Genomic DNA, 14,680 nt, shown 5'->3' with positions numbered 1-14,680 from the left:
GAGGAGTAGGTTCCGTGGAAAAAGGAAAGAAGCACGCTGCCAGCGATGGATCATGTCGCGTCGATCGCAGAACTGTCAAATTGCTGTGGATTTGCAATATGCAGTATTATCAAGTATGGCCCCAGCGACGAATGACACGAAATGGAATGAGCTTCGGCTGGCGATGTACGATCTTGATGATTTGTCTCCGCTTTGGCGCGTCAAGGATTTGTCGGGATACTTGTGCCCTTGGGATGGTGATTGGTTTTATCACTTTCGAACTGGCGGCTACGATTCGATTGAATGGGTCGAAATTCAGATTACCTCACCCGCTCAGGACAGTGCCGTTCTAAAGCTTCTCCGACAAATTCATCTGCCTGGGTATCGCACAGACTGTGGATTCCGCGTCTATGGATTCATACACTGCGGCACACCAATCAGTTACATCTAAATCACTTCTCCACTACCTACCGCAATCAGTAGCAAACGGTTGATTTCCGCCAGATTTGGTTTCCCGGTTGCGACACGGGGAATAGCGCCCACGGGGACACAGACACTTTTCACGCGCTCGCCCCGTTGCCGGATTCGTTTGCGCCGGTCGGAGTGGAACCGAGATCGACAGCGGCACAGCAGGACCCGACCCCGCCGCAGACGTCGCCGCAACCTGCGACGGTACCGGTCCCCCAACCTCAACCGTACGGAAACCTGGTCAGTCAGCAGCGGAGTGGTCAGAGTACGTTCTATCACTTCGATGTCCTGGGGAGTGCGGCGGCGCTGACAACCTCGACGCAGACCGTCAGCGACAGCTACACCTACCGCGCGTTCGGTGACATCGCGGCCTCCTCAGGCACGACAACCAACCCTTACCAGTGGGTCGGACGGGAAGGGTACTACCGCGATCAGGAAGCGTCGGAACTCAACCTCGGCCGCCGCCACTACGATACGGGAACGGGTCGCTTCACCACGGAAGATCCGATCGGATTTAATAGCGGTGACGGTAATTTCTATCGGTATGTTGGTAATAATCCGATCGTCAGGACTGATCCGAACGGGTTGCAGCCGCCGACCGATGCTACTCTGCCAGCGAATAAGCCATTTATTGAGCTATACAGTGAGGTTGTTCGCAATGGGCGGATTTCAAAATCGTAGGCATCAGGCAGCGAGTTCGGGCGTGACGCAAGTTGTTTGATGGAAGAGTTCTTCTGCTCTCCCCGCTTTGATCCATGCTCGGATTCGGATGATCGTTTCCGCGTTCTCCCGTAGCCAGTAGACGGCATTGCTTTTGACACGCAGGTTGATGACGCGACGAACGGCGCTCTCGATGGCACCACTGCCGATCGGCAGCTGGTGATCGCGCGCATGAGAATAGTCCATGCGACGATTGGTCAGTCCGTTCGTGATGAAATAGTTCAACCAGGTCTTCTGGTCTTTCGTCCTGTGTGAGCCCAGTAGCGATCGAATCTCATCGACCACTGCCCCGATCTCTCCCCGCCAGAGGCGTTTCTTTTGAGTCGTCAGCCAGCGCGACTTGCGACTTCCCGTGAGCGACTTACTTTCGGCAATCTTGCCCAGATATTCCATCGCGTGCCAGAAGTCGATCAATTGCTGGACCTTTTCCTCAAGGAGTCCCAGCGACTTGATCAGCTTGGGGATCCGCCGCCAGATCCAAGTGGCGCCATCCGCCACGAAGAGGATGCGAGCGGCTTCCGTCAAGTCGAGCCCCCGCAGGTAGGCCAGCAGTAATGCGAACAGTTGGTCACACGAACCCATGGTGCCGTCAATGACGGGGGCGAAGTCGCTCGCCATCCGGCCCTCTTCATCCACGGCATAGATGATGAAGAGTCGTGGTTCACGCCATTTCGGTGAGAATCGCTTGCGCCCCTTCTTCGTTTTGCCTCGACGTCGCTCCCGCAAACGGACACGCCCCCCATCCATCGACACCACAATCCGTCGGCCCGACACTGTTCCCGTCGCGGTCATTGAACCGAGGTCGGTCATTCGCCGAAGTAATTGGCCCATTCCCGCAGTCACCGTTCGCAGTTGGTTGACGGAGATGCTGATCCCTTCTTCGGCGAGCATCGTCACCGCCTCATCATAGGATCCCAGCAGTGCCGCGGCTTTCGCCATCCGCGTGCGGATTTGTGGGGTGTAATGACCGGCAATCCCCAGCAGCATCAGCATCGGAAACAAACCCCGACGACTGTTCCCACCCGATTGGCAACGGTGGTAATACGTCACCATGAGTGTTACGGCGACGTCACCTGGAAGATGAACTTTCTTCTGGCGTATTCCCTGAGAATGGTAGGTCCTTGGAAGTGACTTGATAAACTGCCGTTCCTTCAATCGCAGCTCGCAAGAGTGAGTTGCCCGAATTAAGTGAAGACCCAGGCGGAGCGATGCCAACTTTCTGCCCAGGGCGGCGTACTGCTGCTCATACTTCGTCACGTCGGCAGCGGAGCGGAGATCGACAGTCATCCCCCAATCCCGCAGTTCTGCTTCGACGACACTCGCCTCCGCTTCCAGTCGTTGATATTCTGCGTTCATCCGTGAATCGCTCCCTGAAAAAACGTTGTGGTAAACGCTCTTTACAGCGATTCACGGACTTTCTCATACCCCAATTTCTTGTCGAACAATTCCCGACAATTTCAGAATCCGCCCGTTCGCAATCGAATTAAGAAATTAGGGTACAAACCGATAACTTTGCTTAAAGCGGCCAGTGATGGAAAACTGACCATGGACGAAATTGCGCGCCTGGATTTAAGTTATGGGGAGATACAGAATATCCTCGGATCCAAATTCAGATGGACTCTCACCAGTTTAAATTTCGAAAGTGCCGAGGAAAGGTTCGGTACATCCAATCCGGTTGACGCGTACAAGCGCCGACTCGCAGAGATCAACTACGCTGCTGCCAAACTGCGCTTGGCCGTGCGATTCACACCAATTAAAGAGTTGATTGAGGAGACTTATGACTCCTGGCGGACATTGAATCTGGTGCATTTCGTTTCTGAAAAAACAATTGTAGTAGCCACCGGGCACGAACCCGTTCTGAACAAGCCAGCAAGCCAATTAGGAGCAGCTTTTGATATAATCACATATTTGGCATTCCTCAAAGGGGCCGGTTGGGTTCTCTCAAAAGCACGCGCCAAAGCGCTCATGCCGATTTCGGGTAAGCCTGATGGAGTGCGGATCAAACTGAAAAATGGAAAAACAATTGAAATCGAGCCCGGTAAAAAAATCTCGCCAAGTGAACTCGAGTTGCTTTTCGAAGACACTCCAGATGTGGTACCGAACGAATATGGTGGTGAAGTTGCTCCAAACACCGGGAAGTTGGCGGGAAGTGGACCAAAGAGCGGATTCTTGGAAATCAGTGGGAACACCAAGTCGGCAAATGCTGTCAAGAACTTTCAGGGAAAGAAGCCAGTAGATTTTCGGTATGATCCTGAATCTGGTCGCTTTGTGATGGGAAATAATCCATTGGGTCATAGTGGTATTCCCGGTTTTCCAGAATCGGCACCGGGGGGCCGAATTCGCTTTGAGAACGGCAAGTTGATTACTGACGAATGGAGTGGTCACTACGGCGGTAAACTTTGGACGCCTGCAATCAGGGCACAATTCGTGGAATTCATGAAGCAAAACGGGGTAGATATTACGCATACCCCGTGGGGAGGATGATTCTCATGACTCACTCAATTCCAGCAGAAACACTCCAGAACATTGTGGCGCAGGACGAACGCGCATGGCAACGTGGTCCAATGAGCGGAAAAGAAGACACGTCAATTCGTTGGATTCCGGTTGCTGACGTTGGTCGAACAAAGCTTCACATTGGATTGTCGGATGAAGGGGAGTGGGTCCGAGGCGGCGGTGCGACTGTTGAAGTAGCAAATGGACCGCATGCACTCTCCTTCTTGCCATGCCTTGATGTTCCGTTGGAAGAGGTTCGGCAAACGATTCGCAATGGCTTAGTTCGCATCGGTTTGCCATCGAGCTTCGCCGACACGTTTCCACTTGCTAACGTGATCGTTACCGGGCTTACCAGTGGTTCCGAGTATTGGGTGACATTGGCGTTAGAACGGATTGACGACAGCGTGCGAAACGAACAAGTTGACGAGGCAATTCGGAGTGCTTCTACGTCAGCCCCAACTCAGAAGCTTCGTCATCAAGCAAAAAGATTGCTAGGCAAGCCCGTCCGATAATTCATTGCACCGTTTTCTCTTGGGTGAATCTTGGGCCGATTCCCATAAGACAAAGACACGGCTCATCGCCCAGGGCCAGCGCGTACTAACTCTTGATTCCCATTAGTGTTTTGAGCATCACGTTATCATCCCAGCCACATCTTCTGCGGTTCATGGCGACGCTTTTCTTGTTTTGCTGTTGCTTGAGCAGCGAAAGAGTATGTCGGTTGAGCCACGCCATGTTCTCCCGAAGTTGCTTTTCTCGGATGCGGGACTCGTCTTCTCGATACGTGACATCCAAGGTCCAGTGGCAACTGTTTTCAATCGACCAATGACTGCGAACGGCCTTGGCAAAGCACTTCACTCCCAAGGGGAGGCTACTGATAAAATACCGGATGTCGACGGTTTCCTGGAAGGTACTGGGGGACACAGCCAATACCGTTCGGCACGAGATTTGATACGGCTCGTCTGTTTTTTGGGTTCGTTCTTTCTGTCGCTGTTCACGCCCGGTCAATCCCGCGAGACAAGGAGTTCGGCGCGACGTGAGGCTAGTATTTAGTGGTTGTCGCTTATGATGTTTATATAGGCGCGCACCCGTTGTCATCGCGGAAAGTAGTTCACGCGGAACGGATCTCTTATCAAAGACTCACTTCAGGAAGACGCGGTCTTGAGCTTATCGATGTGGCCTTGGATCTCATCGAAGTCGACCCAGCCGATCAGGTAAAAGCACAACAGCTCAAACGTCCGCTTGGTCGGTATGCGTCCGGTATAAAGCAGGATCAAGAGGCAGGCGATGAGTGCGGAATAGACCTGAATCTCGACACCTTGCTGTCGGGTACTCAGCAGGTGGCGGCAGCCCAGCAGGTGCTTGAACATGCGGAAGAAGAGTTCGATCGTCCAGCGAAGCTGATACATCTCTGCGATCAGTTCTGCGGGGACGTCCAGCAGATCCGTCGCAATTCTCAGTGTTCCATCGCTGCTGGGGGCTGTACTGGAGAACTTGCGTCCCCGGCGTCGACCGCGGCTGGTGTGAGTGGAGCAGCGGACGGAGATCAGCCTCAAGGTATGGTTGGTTCGTGTCTTCTTGTGTCGCAATTTGATGACTTGGTCAGCCTGAACTCCTGCTGCGGTCGCTTCGGGCGTGAGCGGCCGTTCCTCAATGGTCTCATACGCCAGCCTGTCACGGACTCGACAGACATAACTGCTTCCAGCGTCATGGATCTTATTCCAGAGTCCGAACGTCATGTAACCACGATCGATAACATAGCAGTGGTCTGGTTCGATTGTCCTCTCCAAAACTTTTCGTTCGTCCGCATCTCCCTTCGGGTTGGCTGATGTGGCCTCAATCCGCTTCGGAAGACCACGCAGGATTTCAAAATGTGTATGCAGGCGATAGCCGCACGTTGGCTTCTCGGAACAGTTGGTGATCCAGGCGAGTCGGGCGATCCGTGCCAAGGTGGGAATCACTGAACCATCCACAGCGACCAGGGTCTTACCCAGCCCTCGGAAGCGCTCCGGGGCTGGCGCGTCGGGCAACTGGTCAGCCAGCTCGCGAGCAATCTTTTTGAGCGGTTCAGGATCAAAGAGCTTCACCGACTCGGAGAGGGAGCCCAATGACGTTCGAGGGATCTTGAGTCTCTGCTGGATCTTCTTCAGTTGCGAAACCTGCTGCAGGCCACGCAGCGAGTCGACGATGGGAGAATAGAACCAGAGCAGCACCAGCGTGCAATACTGGTCCATGTGCAGCTGTCGATTTCCCGCTGTATCCCGTGCGGTTCCAACCGCATGTAAACGCTTCAGGAAGGGCCTCAGCACCCGAAAGTATTTCAGACCATGAATATTCTTGACCGAGATCTTGGGCGCTGGTTCGTCATTCGAGTCGGGAGCTTGCTCTTTTGGCATCCGGGCACGCTGACATGGCAGATAAACTGACCAAATGACGAGCAAAAATGCCCCGCTGGCATCTTGCAATCAGTATCTTGGCCATGCGCAAATGGCGTGCCGAACAGTATTGGCAGTGTCCCCGTGGCCCTTTTCTCGTGGCCCTTTTCTCGTGGCTGACTGATCCGCAGACGAATCGATGACACCGCTTTCACAGCGACATTCGTCAGGATGGTTGAAAACCGAGAATTCGGTTGAGATTTGCTTGGGATGTCCATAATGTCGATATTGCACAGGTCAACGAATTGAGATGTTTGTTTTTTGGGATAGGTTTCGTTCCGATCAAAGTTTGGGCCGCTTTGATTCGTGAACTATTCGAAGGCAAATCGTTCCGAAAGCGCAGCGACATCAATGAATCCATCAAAACTCGCAGTCTTCGTTGTTCATCAAAGCATGTCCGTGATCGTTGCGGCATTTCTGCTTGGGGCCGCTTGCGGTCCTGTGCACGCTGGGACGATCTCGGCTCCATCGGGTCTGAAATACGGTGACGCTTTTCGGATCATCTTTGTGACCGCTGGAACGACCGACGCGACGTCAACGCATGTTGCGGACTATGACGACTTCGTGAATTCCCAGGCCAACAGTGCGACGTACAACGGAAGTTTGGTTCATTGGTCAGTGGTGGGTTCGACGGACACCGTCAATGCTTATCAGCATATTGGCGAGTCCTCAGCTGGCGTGTACATGGTCGATGGAACAAAAGTGGCGAATTCCACAATTCGAGGTCTTGGGAACCACGGTCTATGGTCTTGCGATTTGCTCGCTCAACCAACTGCGGGGATTGATGGAACTGTCTTCAGTGGTGTGACGGTCTGGACAGGCACTGCAGGCAACGGAGTGACTTATGAAACCATCAATGGGAAGTTCGGATTGGGTTCCACCAATCATGGGCCGAACAACTACTTCGGCGGAGCGGTCACTGAAGTTGGTCGAGTTCCGGGTGCGGGTCCAATCAGTTACGACTGGGTTGAGGCGGGTGGTATTCCAAGCGTTCACATCAACTCGCAGCAGTACCAAATGTACGCAATTTCAGACGTGCTGGTCTACTCGGTCCCGGAGCCTTCATCGTTCGCGCTTGCTGTTCTCGGCGGGATCGGATTGGCATTCAGTTCCAGCCGCAAACGTCGGCTCGCAGACTAATCGAGACGCGAACTGATCGCAGCCACAAAAGCAGCTCGAACTATGCGGCTTTGTCCGTTTGAACGGATAAGAGAAAAAGACGACCGGACAAGCGGGGGGAGCCAACTCGACCGGCCCGCATGCCGCCCCGACTCGCAAAAGAAGTCATGCACTGGCATTTTGGCTCACCTAGTTTGTTTGCCCACGATCGATCGCAGAAGTGAAGCGAAACACTGACCACCCTCGCCACGAGTAACGGGAGTGGCAATCGATGAACCCGATGCGTACCACATCTGCTCAACACAAAAGACAGAAATCCGGTTGAAAGCTCGGCAGAGCTAATTATTGCTCGAAGTGATTACCTACTCTTGCCGAACTTCTCTTGCTGAACGAGAAAGTGAAGATCTTCCAAGTTCATCGAGCGAACGACAGCCGGTTGCCAGTGGTGTTTATTGCACAAAAACAAGTGGACTGCTTCAATCCCATCTAGGTTCTTAAACCCTTCACGGACTGCAATACGATTGCCGATACCGTCAAGAAGCAAGAATGTGTGCTCGGCGAGTTTACCTGTAGTAGCAGCGTGCTCATTGGTCTGGACTTGCCCATGAAATGTGGGCGCGAGGTTAGGATTAAATGGCCTGCTCGAACTTGACGGGTGAGAGATACCCGATCGTCGAGTGCCTTCTGACGCGGTTGTAAAACGCTTCAATGTATTCGAAGAGGCTTTGGCGCGCTTGCGCATGAGTCTGATACCGTTCGCGGTGGACCAGTTCCTTCTTCAAGGTGGCGAAGAAGCTCTCCATCGGTGCATTGTCCCAGCAGTTGCCTCTGCGGCTCATCGAACAGGTGATCTGATTTCGTCTCAAAAGAGTCTGGTAGTGCTCACTGGCATACAGCCATTCCCGGAGTGAGGCTGTCTTGAGCCTGATTTGGAGTCGATTTCGGCAGTGGCGCAGATGCAGATGGTAGAATGGGGCAAAGAGGTGTAATACATCGGCATTATCGCCATGAACGGCGATGTATTCTTTGTGCTAATGCCGCGTGAGGTTACCTCAATTTCGTTATTGCAAGAGCGTGTTGCGCACGTTGCCCTGAACCCTCCCCATCCTTGGGGCGGCCGCATGATCTTCCCTGGTGTGATGCGTGGACGGTTGTGGGTTACGAGCTATTGACCGGGGTGGGGAAATCTTCGAAGCCTCGAATGATTCTTCGGTAGAGTTGCTCCATGTCTTCAAAGGGAGCGGTAAAGAAGAGGGCTCGCAGTCGTTCCCATAAAGCCCGCTTGCTTTTCATCGCTGCAGAGGCGGCACGGAACAGCGGACAAGCCAGTTGCGATGTCTGATCCACCAGAAACGCCAGCATCAACATCATCAGGACGGTGGACAGATGCTTGAATCCATGCCCGTAGTTGTGCTCAAAATGGTAGTCCTGATTCTTGAGTGTGTTGAACGTTTCGTTCTCAATCCGCCACCGGGCGCGACCTCCTCGCTCGATCAGTGGGAGCATCATTTCCCTGGGTTCCACGGGCAGGTCCGTCACCCAACTGAATGTGGTCGATTTCTTCCCCTTTTCGACGGTACACGAGACAAAATTGACCATCAGGTCCGGGTGGGCCGCGTTCAGCGGGAGTTGCGCCACGGCGGTGTAACTCTTTCGCTCACTCTTGTGGGGGTCATCCGTTTGCCACGTGATCGCAGTCCCGTCATCAATGGCTTGTGTTGCTTGCTCAAACAAAAGCGCGTGGTCCCCCGGCTTGGCCCCCAGAATAAAATGCATGTCATGAGCACGCAGGTCCTGAATGTGCGGTCCATTCGAGGCCAACCCATCTTCTGTGACGATGAATCCCAGGTGCGGATGGTCTTTTCGAACGTGACTCAAGAGACGTCGCGAAGCGTTCCGTTCGCAGTCATTCTTCTCCGTGCCATCCTGGCGAATGATCGGTTCCGGGCACAGCGGGATCACTTCACGAATGTCGGGATGGACGATCACCGCTGCCACGGCAGCATGCGAATAGGTGATCCGGCCCGACTGCGAGTGCTTCTCCAGGCACGATGTGCAATGGACCTTGTCGGACGAGAAATAGCCTGTCCCATCGCACGCGAGCAGATAGCAATTCTTCCAATAGGCAAACCGCTCCAGAATCTTCCCCCGTTGTACGCAGCGGAACACATCCGCGAACGCAGGGCGAATTTCCTCGGGGGCGACGCCATCCAGAATTTCCCGCATCCGGGTGTCACTCGGAGTACGTCCAATGTGATAGAACCGCCTGATGTTGGGGTTCTTACGTTCTTCTTCAAACGCCAGCAAGGACGGGCATTTCAGGGAGAACATCGCGAACGCCGACATCAACGCATCCGACAGAGGAATCTCGACGAGTCCCCGTCGTGGATCCTTCACGAAAGAGAATCTCTCTTGAACCACACGGATCAGCCCGTTTGTCGACAAATACTTCCGCGCCTTAATGCCTTCTCGCGATTCCATTCTTCACCCCGCAGTTCCTAACAGCGGAAATCAGAGTATCAAGACCACGAAAATCCTACCCGATGTTTACGAAAGGGGCAGCCAATATCGCTCGATCTTCAGCCTTTTTCTGACCTCCGGGAATTGCTGACTGGCATACTGCACCCCGCGATCCGAATGCGCCACCAGGCCCGCGGCAGGGAGTTCTCGCTGGACCGTCATCTCCAGCGCATCGACGACCAGTCGACTGTCAATCCGCTCTGACTTCGACCAGCCCACGATCTTCCGTGAGTGCAAATCTTCGACGGCCGCCAGATAAAGCCATCCTTCATCCGTCGGAATGTACGTGATGTCTGCTGTCCAAGTCTGATTCTTTTGAGAAGGAGCGAACTCACGATCCACAACATTGGCAGCCACCGGATGAGAATGATTGGAATCCGTCGTGCTCACGCGCAACTTCTTCACCGTCGCGGCCTTAATGCCCGCCTCTTTCATGCAGCGAGCAACGGTCTTCCGATTACGGGGATGGCCTTGAGCTTTCAGCTCTGCCTGAAGTCGTGGTGCTCCGTAAACATCGTGATACTTCATCGCGTGAATGGTCTGAATGCGACGCGTCAGTTCCTCGCGTCGCCGTGAAGTCTCACAGACGGGACGTTTTCGCCAGGCGTAGTACCCGCTGCGGGAAGCGTTTCCATCGATGCGGCAATAGGTGTTCGGCGTGGTTCACGCACGATTTTCGCACTACAACGGTTTCAACATCGCGTGGCGAAGCTTCCTGCTGACCTTCAGTGCGACTGAGATGTCGGGATCCGCGTACACTTCAGATAATCGCTGTTGCAGCAGTTCTTCCGCAGGGACAGCCCGAACCAGCTTCCTTGCAATGTCGCTGGGAATCACCACTTTCTCAATCGGTACCGAATGCCGGGTGAGCATGGCTTCCACGGCCGCTGCGGCTTCTGCACATCCCAGCCGGGTGAACGGTTTGTTGTCCACGATCCAGAGCGTTATCGGGCGCCGCTCCGTCGCCGCTGGGTCAAGCTCCACGATTTCGCTCATGGATTCCGTGTAGAACGATCGCTCCTCGTTGATATCCAGGTCCGGACCGCTCACAAGGAAGCGGCTGCGACGGAGCAGGGGTTGAATGTCGAACGTCACTCGCTCGATCGGTTCTTAATAAAATTCCTGTACAAAACTCGGTAAGATTTTGGTGAGTCGCTGCAACAAATCAGGTCACTATCGAGATTCAGCGCCTTCCGGCAATCAGTCGGGGCTTGTTCGTTTCTGGAGAGCAGGGGATGCATCATGGCTGCATTTATCATCCCGGAGAGGGCTGGCCCCTACCGAATCGTGAAGAGCATGGCCGGAACCCCGTTGGTCGCGAACGGTATTGGCTGTGTCCCTGTATGTCCGCGTTACTAGGGTTGCCGCAATCGTCTGGACGGGTAACACTGCGGACGAGGTTCAGTCCAGGCATGTCAGAGGGAGCGAAATTGTGTGGGGGTTCTTTCGGGGATGGAAGCGGAAAGTGGGATGCGTGACGCTCATCATCGCGTCCATAGTGTGTCTGTTTTGGATCCGGAGTAATCATCAAATGGAAGGGGTGACATTTCCGGTCGTGAAAAGTTCGTTCGATGTACATACATCCCACGGACGTGTAACCGTCACGAAGTGGAACCGGCGCAAAGACTGGAGGATCTACTCAACCACGTTCCCGAGGAGATCTAGCGGGCCGAGAGACTGGGTTTACAGATTCCACTGCTGGCATGTGGTCCTCCCATTAACCCTTCTCTCCGCCTGGTTGCTGCTATCGAAACCACGCAAACCCGCCGCCGTCCCTTCTGGTAAGGTTGTGTGACCATGCGAGAGTTCTTTCGTGGATGGCGACGAAAGGCGGGGTGTGTGACGCTGGTGATGGCGTGCAACTTCGCTGGGGGGTGGCTTCGCACCTTTTATGTGGGCGATGGTATCGATATCGGCCGCGTCGTCGTCGGCTCGCTGGAAGGCTCACTCGTCGTCGTCGGCTCGCTGGAAGGCTCACTCGTCGTCGTCGGCTCGCTGGAAGGCTCACTCGTGGTCGTGGGGACGATGGAAGAATCACTGTACTTCCCGGAGTGGAATTGTGAGGAACCCCGGGCCGCGAAAGAAGAATTGAAATCGCTCGACGAAATCGTGAAGGGGTGGCGATGGTGCGGGGTCGTATGCGGTCGCATCGACGCTTTAAGTGACCGCGGCGCTTCAGTATGGATTGTGCCGTACGTCTATTTGGTTGTTCCACTCACCCTGCTTTCCGCGTACCTCCTGCTGAGCAAGCCCCGCCAACCGAAGCCGCCTGGGTGAACTCACCGCATCAAGGGACTCCGCGTCGGCCTCACCCAGGCGAACGTCTACCGGGGGAATCAACTCCCGCTCGACACTCTTGAAAAAAAGCCCGCACTTCCGGCACTTGTGCCACCTGAGCGGCCTCCGGGTCGATGTGACGAGACCCTGTGTTGATCGGCAGCGGCGGCGGGGACACTGGGCGACGTGAGATAGGACGGGCTCGGGGCCAAATCGGGCCTTTGCTGCGTGGACGATTCTCTCAACCCCGATCGCTCGGCATCGACGCCGCCGCGCAGTCATCATCCGTCGTGACGCCATACCGCTCCGAACTTATGGCATGCGGCCGGTATCTCATCCGGTTCGCTGCTTGGTCTGTCGGCCTGCAACAGTGACCTTGATTCCAGATTGGCCTGGAACAGCTTTTTCTTTCCGCGCCAACCTCGCAGCAGAACCTTCTTCCAAACGTATGGATCTTTGGACTCGCCGTCTGGCTGCCGGATGAACACACTGTTCGCGTCGAAGGAACTGCTTGTCGAAATGTGAGGATTACTCAAGATGGATAGTCTAGAGTTCCAAGTGCATCGAGGCAGAGTGACGCGGGATGGCGGACTGGCCAACTGGCCAGATCTTGGCCAATCGGTGGCCAGTCCCATGTGCCGCAGAAATCAGGAGTTAAATCGATTTCGACGGACTGGCCAGAATGGCCAAGGGTGATTTCTGGTGCCGCCATTCTCAGTGTGAGGAACGCGGAGGGCAGGGCGTCTTGGGGTTGGAGTCGTTTTACGAGCCGCAGAGTGCCTCCATGCACGAACGCCTGAATGGTGGTGCGGTTATTTGACAATTCGAGGCAAGTTCACGCCACGTTCGGCTTTTCCAGAGAAATTGCCAACAAGGCTGTGGCCGCAGTTGCTTCAGGCGGAAAACTTGATGCAACGAAGCGATCGGAGTGAGTGGCGGATGCGGCTTGAACAGGTCGACGACTCGCTCAGCAGAGCGTCACACCGGGGCCGAACGTCTCGGCCCACCATTGAAACAAAAAACGCTTCCGGTCCAGCAGAACCAGAAGCATTTTTCAAAATGCGATTCCCAATTTTCTGAAGGAAAATCGAAAATTGCCCCCACTAGGGCTCGAACCTAGAACCTAATGATTAAGAGTCATTTGCTCTACCAATTGAGCTATAGGGGCTTGGTGGGGCGGATTCTAATGAGAGAGGGGACCGGGATCAAGCGGCAGGGTACCTCAAAAAATGAAGATTTCGGTCGGATTCAGAATCGGCCTGGTCGACTCACGATCAGCCATCGTTTACTGTTCATTTTCCCGGTAACCATTACTGGCGTTCAGCCGGTGATTGGCCATTGAGCCCTCTTTTTCAGTTTTTTTATGCCACTCATCGAAGTCTCGTCCACTCCCGTCGTCCTGCGACTGAATCGCGATCTGGTGCGATTGATCAAGCGTGGGAACCCATGGGTTTATGCGGATGCATTGCGGGAGCTTCCTCGCGCTCCGGCAGGGACTCCTGCGGTTCTATTGGATAACCGTAAGGGGCAGGCGGTCGCTCGAGGTTTTTATGATCCTCGTTGTCCTGTTGCACTGCGGATTTGTGAGACGGATCCGGAGCTGAAGCTGGATGACCGGTGGGCCGAGCGACGTTTGCGCGGCGCCCTGGATCTGCGTCGTGGTTTTTCCTGTGACGGCCCGACCAATGGATTCCGACTTCTCAATGGGGAAGGGGATAGCGTGCCGGGTGTGGTCGCCGACGTCTACAGTGACACGGCGGTTGTGAAACTGGACGGTGAGGGGCCGGCTGGTTTCTGGAAAATTGATGAACTGGCCGAGTGGCTCGCGCGGGAGCAGAACCTGCCCCGAATCTATGAGCGTCAAAAGGAACGGGGGGCGGCCGGCCGACCGCTAGTGGGAACGACACCCGCTGAACCCGTCTCCTTTCGCGAACATGGACTGGAGTTTACTGCTGATGTTGTTCGGGGGCAGAAAACCGGATTCTTTCTCGACCAAAGGGATAATCGACAGTTGATTCGCGCCTGGTCTCGGGATGCGACCGTGCTGAATGTTTTTTCCTACACGGGTGGTTTTTCGATCGCAGCGGGTGCAGGTGGAGCAACACAAGTTACCTCCGTCGATGTTGCTCCTGCGGCGATCGAAGCAGCGAACACGCATTGGCGACTGAATGGTTTTCCCGCTGACCAGCACACGGGAGTTGCCGCGGACGCCTTCGAGTTTCTGGCGCAGGCTTCCAGCGAAAAACGACGATGGCAGCTGGTGGTTCTCGATCCTCCTTCGTTTGCCCCGAATCGGGAATCGGTTCCGAAAGCGAAATCGGCGTATCAGAATGTGATTGAAGCGGGGGCACGAGTGACGGCGCGACAGGGCTTGCTGGCGGTGGCATCGTGCTCCAGCCATATCGATCTACCGATGTTTCTGGAATGTTGCGAAGAAGGAATTTCCCGGGCACGCCGTCGGGGCACAGTGATCAACGTCGGCGGACAGCCCACCGACCACCCTACGCCGCTGGCCTTACCGGAATTTCGCTATCTCAAGTTTGTCCTGCTGCGACTGGATTGATCGGTCGAGCTGTCGACGTGCGGCAGATTGCTGAAGAGGCGTCATGGGGCGATTGCCGGACTTGAGGTTCACAGCGGTTGATATGGTGAGGAGACAGGCCCCGTGTAGG

General features: G+C 54.8%; 13 protein-coding genes, 1 tRNA gene and 1 pseudogene. 7 read left to right on the top strand and 8 right to left on the bottom strand.

Translation table 11 applies throughout. The features are described 5' to 3' along the window. The first annotated feature begins 52 nt into the window (after positions 1–52). Together ACGY09_RS00870 and ACGY09_RS00865 are read left to right on the top strand one after the other, a co-directional pair. A complete protein-coding gene (locus ACGY09_RS00870; RefSeq protein WP_397570123.1) occupies positions 53–430 on the top strand; it encodes a DUF6678 family protein in 378 nt (125 codons plus the stop codon). Between the two features lie 125 nt (positions 431–555). Further along, positions 556–1,128 (top strand): RHS repeat-associated core domain-containing protein, encoded by a 573-nt coding sequence (locus tag ACGY09_RS00865; RefSeq protein WP_397570122.1) that lies wholly within the window; start codon positions 556–558, stop codon positions 1,126–1,128. A gap of 3 nt (positions 1,129–1,131) precedes the next feature. Here ACGY09_RS00865 and ACGY09_RS00860 read toward each other — a convergent pair whose 3' ends face one another. Continuing rightward, a complete protein-coding gene (locus tag ACGY09_RS00860; RefSeq protein ID WP_397568103.1) occupies positions 1,132–2,523 on the bottom strand; it encodes a hypothetical protein in 1,392 nt (463 codons plus the stop codon). A 189-nt stretch (positions 2,524–2,712) separates the two neighbouring features. Between ACGY09_RS00860 and ACGY09_RS00855 the strand changes: the two genes are divergently transcribed. Both ACGY09_RS00855 and ACGY09_RS00850 read left to right on the top strand, forming a co-directional pair. Beyond that, positions 2,713–3,651, top strand: a complete 939-nt coding sequence (locus ACGY09_RS00855; protein ID WP_397570121.1) for a polymorphic toxin type 43 domain-containing protein — start codon at positions 2,713–2,715, stop codon at positions 3,649–3,651. A gap of 5 nt (positions 3,652–3,656) precedes the next feature. Next, positions 3,657–4,172 carry a hypothetical protein gene (locus tag ACGY09_RS00850; RefSeq protein ID WP_397570120.1) on the top strand — a complete coding sequence of 172 codons (516 nt, stop codon included), beginning with the start codon at positions 3,657–3,659 and terminating at the stop codon, positions 4,170–4,172. Between the two features lie 85 nt (positions 4,173–4,257). On the opposite strand, the gene ACGY09_RS00845 is transcribed toward ACGY09_RS00850, so the two are convergent. Beyond that, positions 4,258–4,581, bottom strand: coding sequence for an ISAs1 family transposase (locus ACGY09_RS00845; RefSeq protein WP_397570119.1), 324 nt, complete (start codon positions 4,579–4,581; stop codon positions 4,258–4,260). Positions 4,582–4,802: 221 nt separating this feature from the next. Continuing rightward, positions 4,803–6,053: an IS4 family transposase gene (locus tag ACGY09_RS00840; RefSeq protein WP_397570118.1), complete on the bottom strand. Its 1,251-nt coding sequence runs from the start codon at positions 6,051–6,053 to the stop codon at positions 4,803–4,805. A 390-nt stretch (positions 6,054–6,443) separates the two neighbouring features. Between ACGY09_RS00840 and ACGY09_RS00835 the strand changes: the two genes are divergently transcribed. After that, on the top strand, positions 6,444–7,232 hold the full coding sequence (locus tag ACGY09_RS00835; protein WP_397570117.1) for a PEP-CTERM sorting domain-containing protein: 789 nt from the start codon (positions 6,444–6,446) through the stop codon (positions 7,230–7,232). Between the two features lie 608 nt (positions 7,233–7,840). Here ACGY09_RS00835 and ACGY09_RS00830 read toward each other — a convergent pair. From ACGY09_RS00830 to ACGY09_RS00815, 4 genes and pseudogenes are all read right to left on the bottom strand, one after another. Beyond that, positions 7,841–8,104 (bottom strand): annotated as a pseudogene (locus ACGY09_RS00830) (IS3 family transposase); the annotation flags it as partial. 265 nt (positions 8,105–8,369) lie between these two features. Continuing rightward, on the bottom strand, positions 8,370–9,692 hold the full coding sequence (locus ACGY09_RS00825) for a transposase (RefSeq protein ID WP_397570116.1): 1,323 nt from the start codon (positions 9,690–9,692) through the stop codon (positions 8,370–8,372). Positions 9,693–9,758: 66 nt separating this feature from the next. Next, positions 9,759–10,370, bottom strand: a complete 612-nt coding sequence (locus ACGY09_RS00820) for an IS3 family transposase (RefSeq protein WP_397571917.1) — start codon at positions 10,368–10,370, stop codon at positions 9,759–9,761. Between the two features lie 42 nt (positions 10,371–10,412). Then, a complete protein-coding gene (locus ACGY09_RS00815) occupies positions 10,413–10,826 on the bottom strand; it encodes a hypothetical protein (RefSeq protein ID WP_397570115.1) in 414 nt (137 codons plus the stop codon). Positions 10,827–11,528: 702 nt separating this feature from the next. Between ACGY09_RS00815 and ACGY09_RS00810 the strand changes: the two genes are divergently transcribed. Further along, positions 11,529–12,008 (top strand): hypothetical protein, encoded by a 480-nt coding sequence (locus tag ACGY09_RS00810; RefSeq protein ID WP_397570114.1) that lies wholly within the window; start codon positions 11,529–11,531, stop codon positions 12,006–12,008. 1,095 nt (positions 12,009–13,103) lie between these two features. Here ACGY09_RS00810 and ACGY09_RS00805 read toward each other — a convergent pair. Next, positions 13,104–13,176, bottom strand: a tRNA-Lys gene (locus tag ACGY09_RS00805). A 195-nt stretch (positions 13,177–13,371) separates the two neighbouring features. Here ACGY09_RS00805 and ACGY09_RS00800 point away from each other — a divergent pair. Further along, positions 13,372–14,571, top strand: a complete 1,200-nt coding sequence (locus ACGY09_RS00800; RefSeq protein WP_397570113.1) for a class I SAM-dependent rRNA methyltransferase — start codon at positions 13,372–13,374, stop codon at positions 14,569–14,571. Positions 14,572–14,680 lie beyond the last annotated feature (109 nt).

Source organism: Schlesneria sphaerica, assembly GCF_044336245.1.
Classification (GTDB): domain Bacteria; phylum Planctomycetota; class Planctomycetia; order Planctomycetales; family Planctomycetaceae; genus Schlesneria; species Schlesneria sphaerica.
The sequence above is the reverse complement of the archived record's forward strand: the minus strand, read 5'-3'. Positions and strand labels throughout refer to the sequence as shown.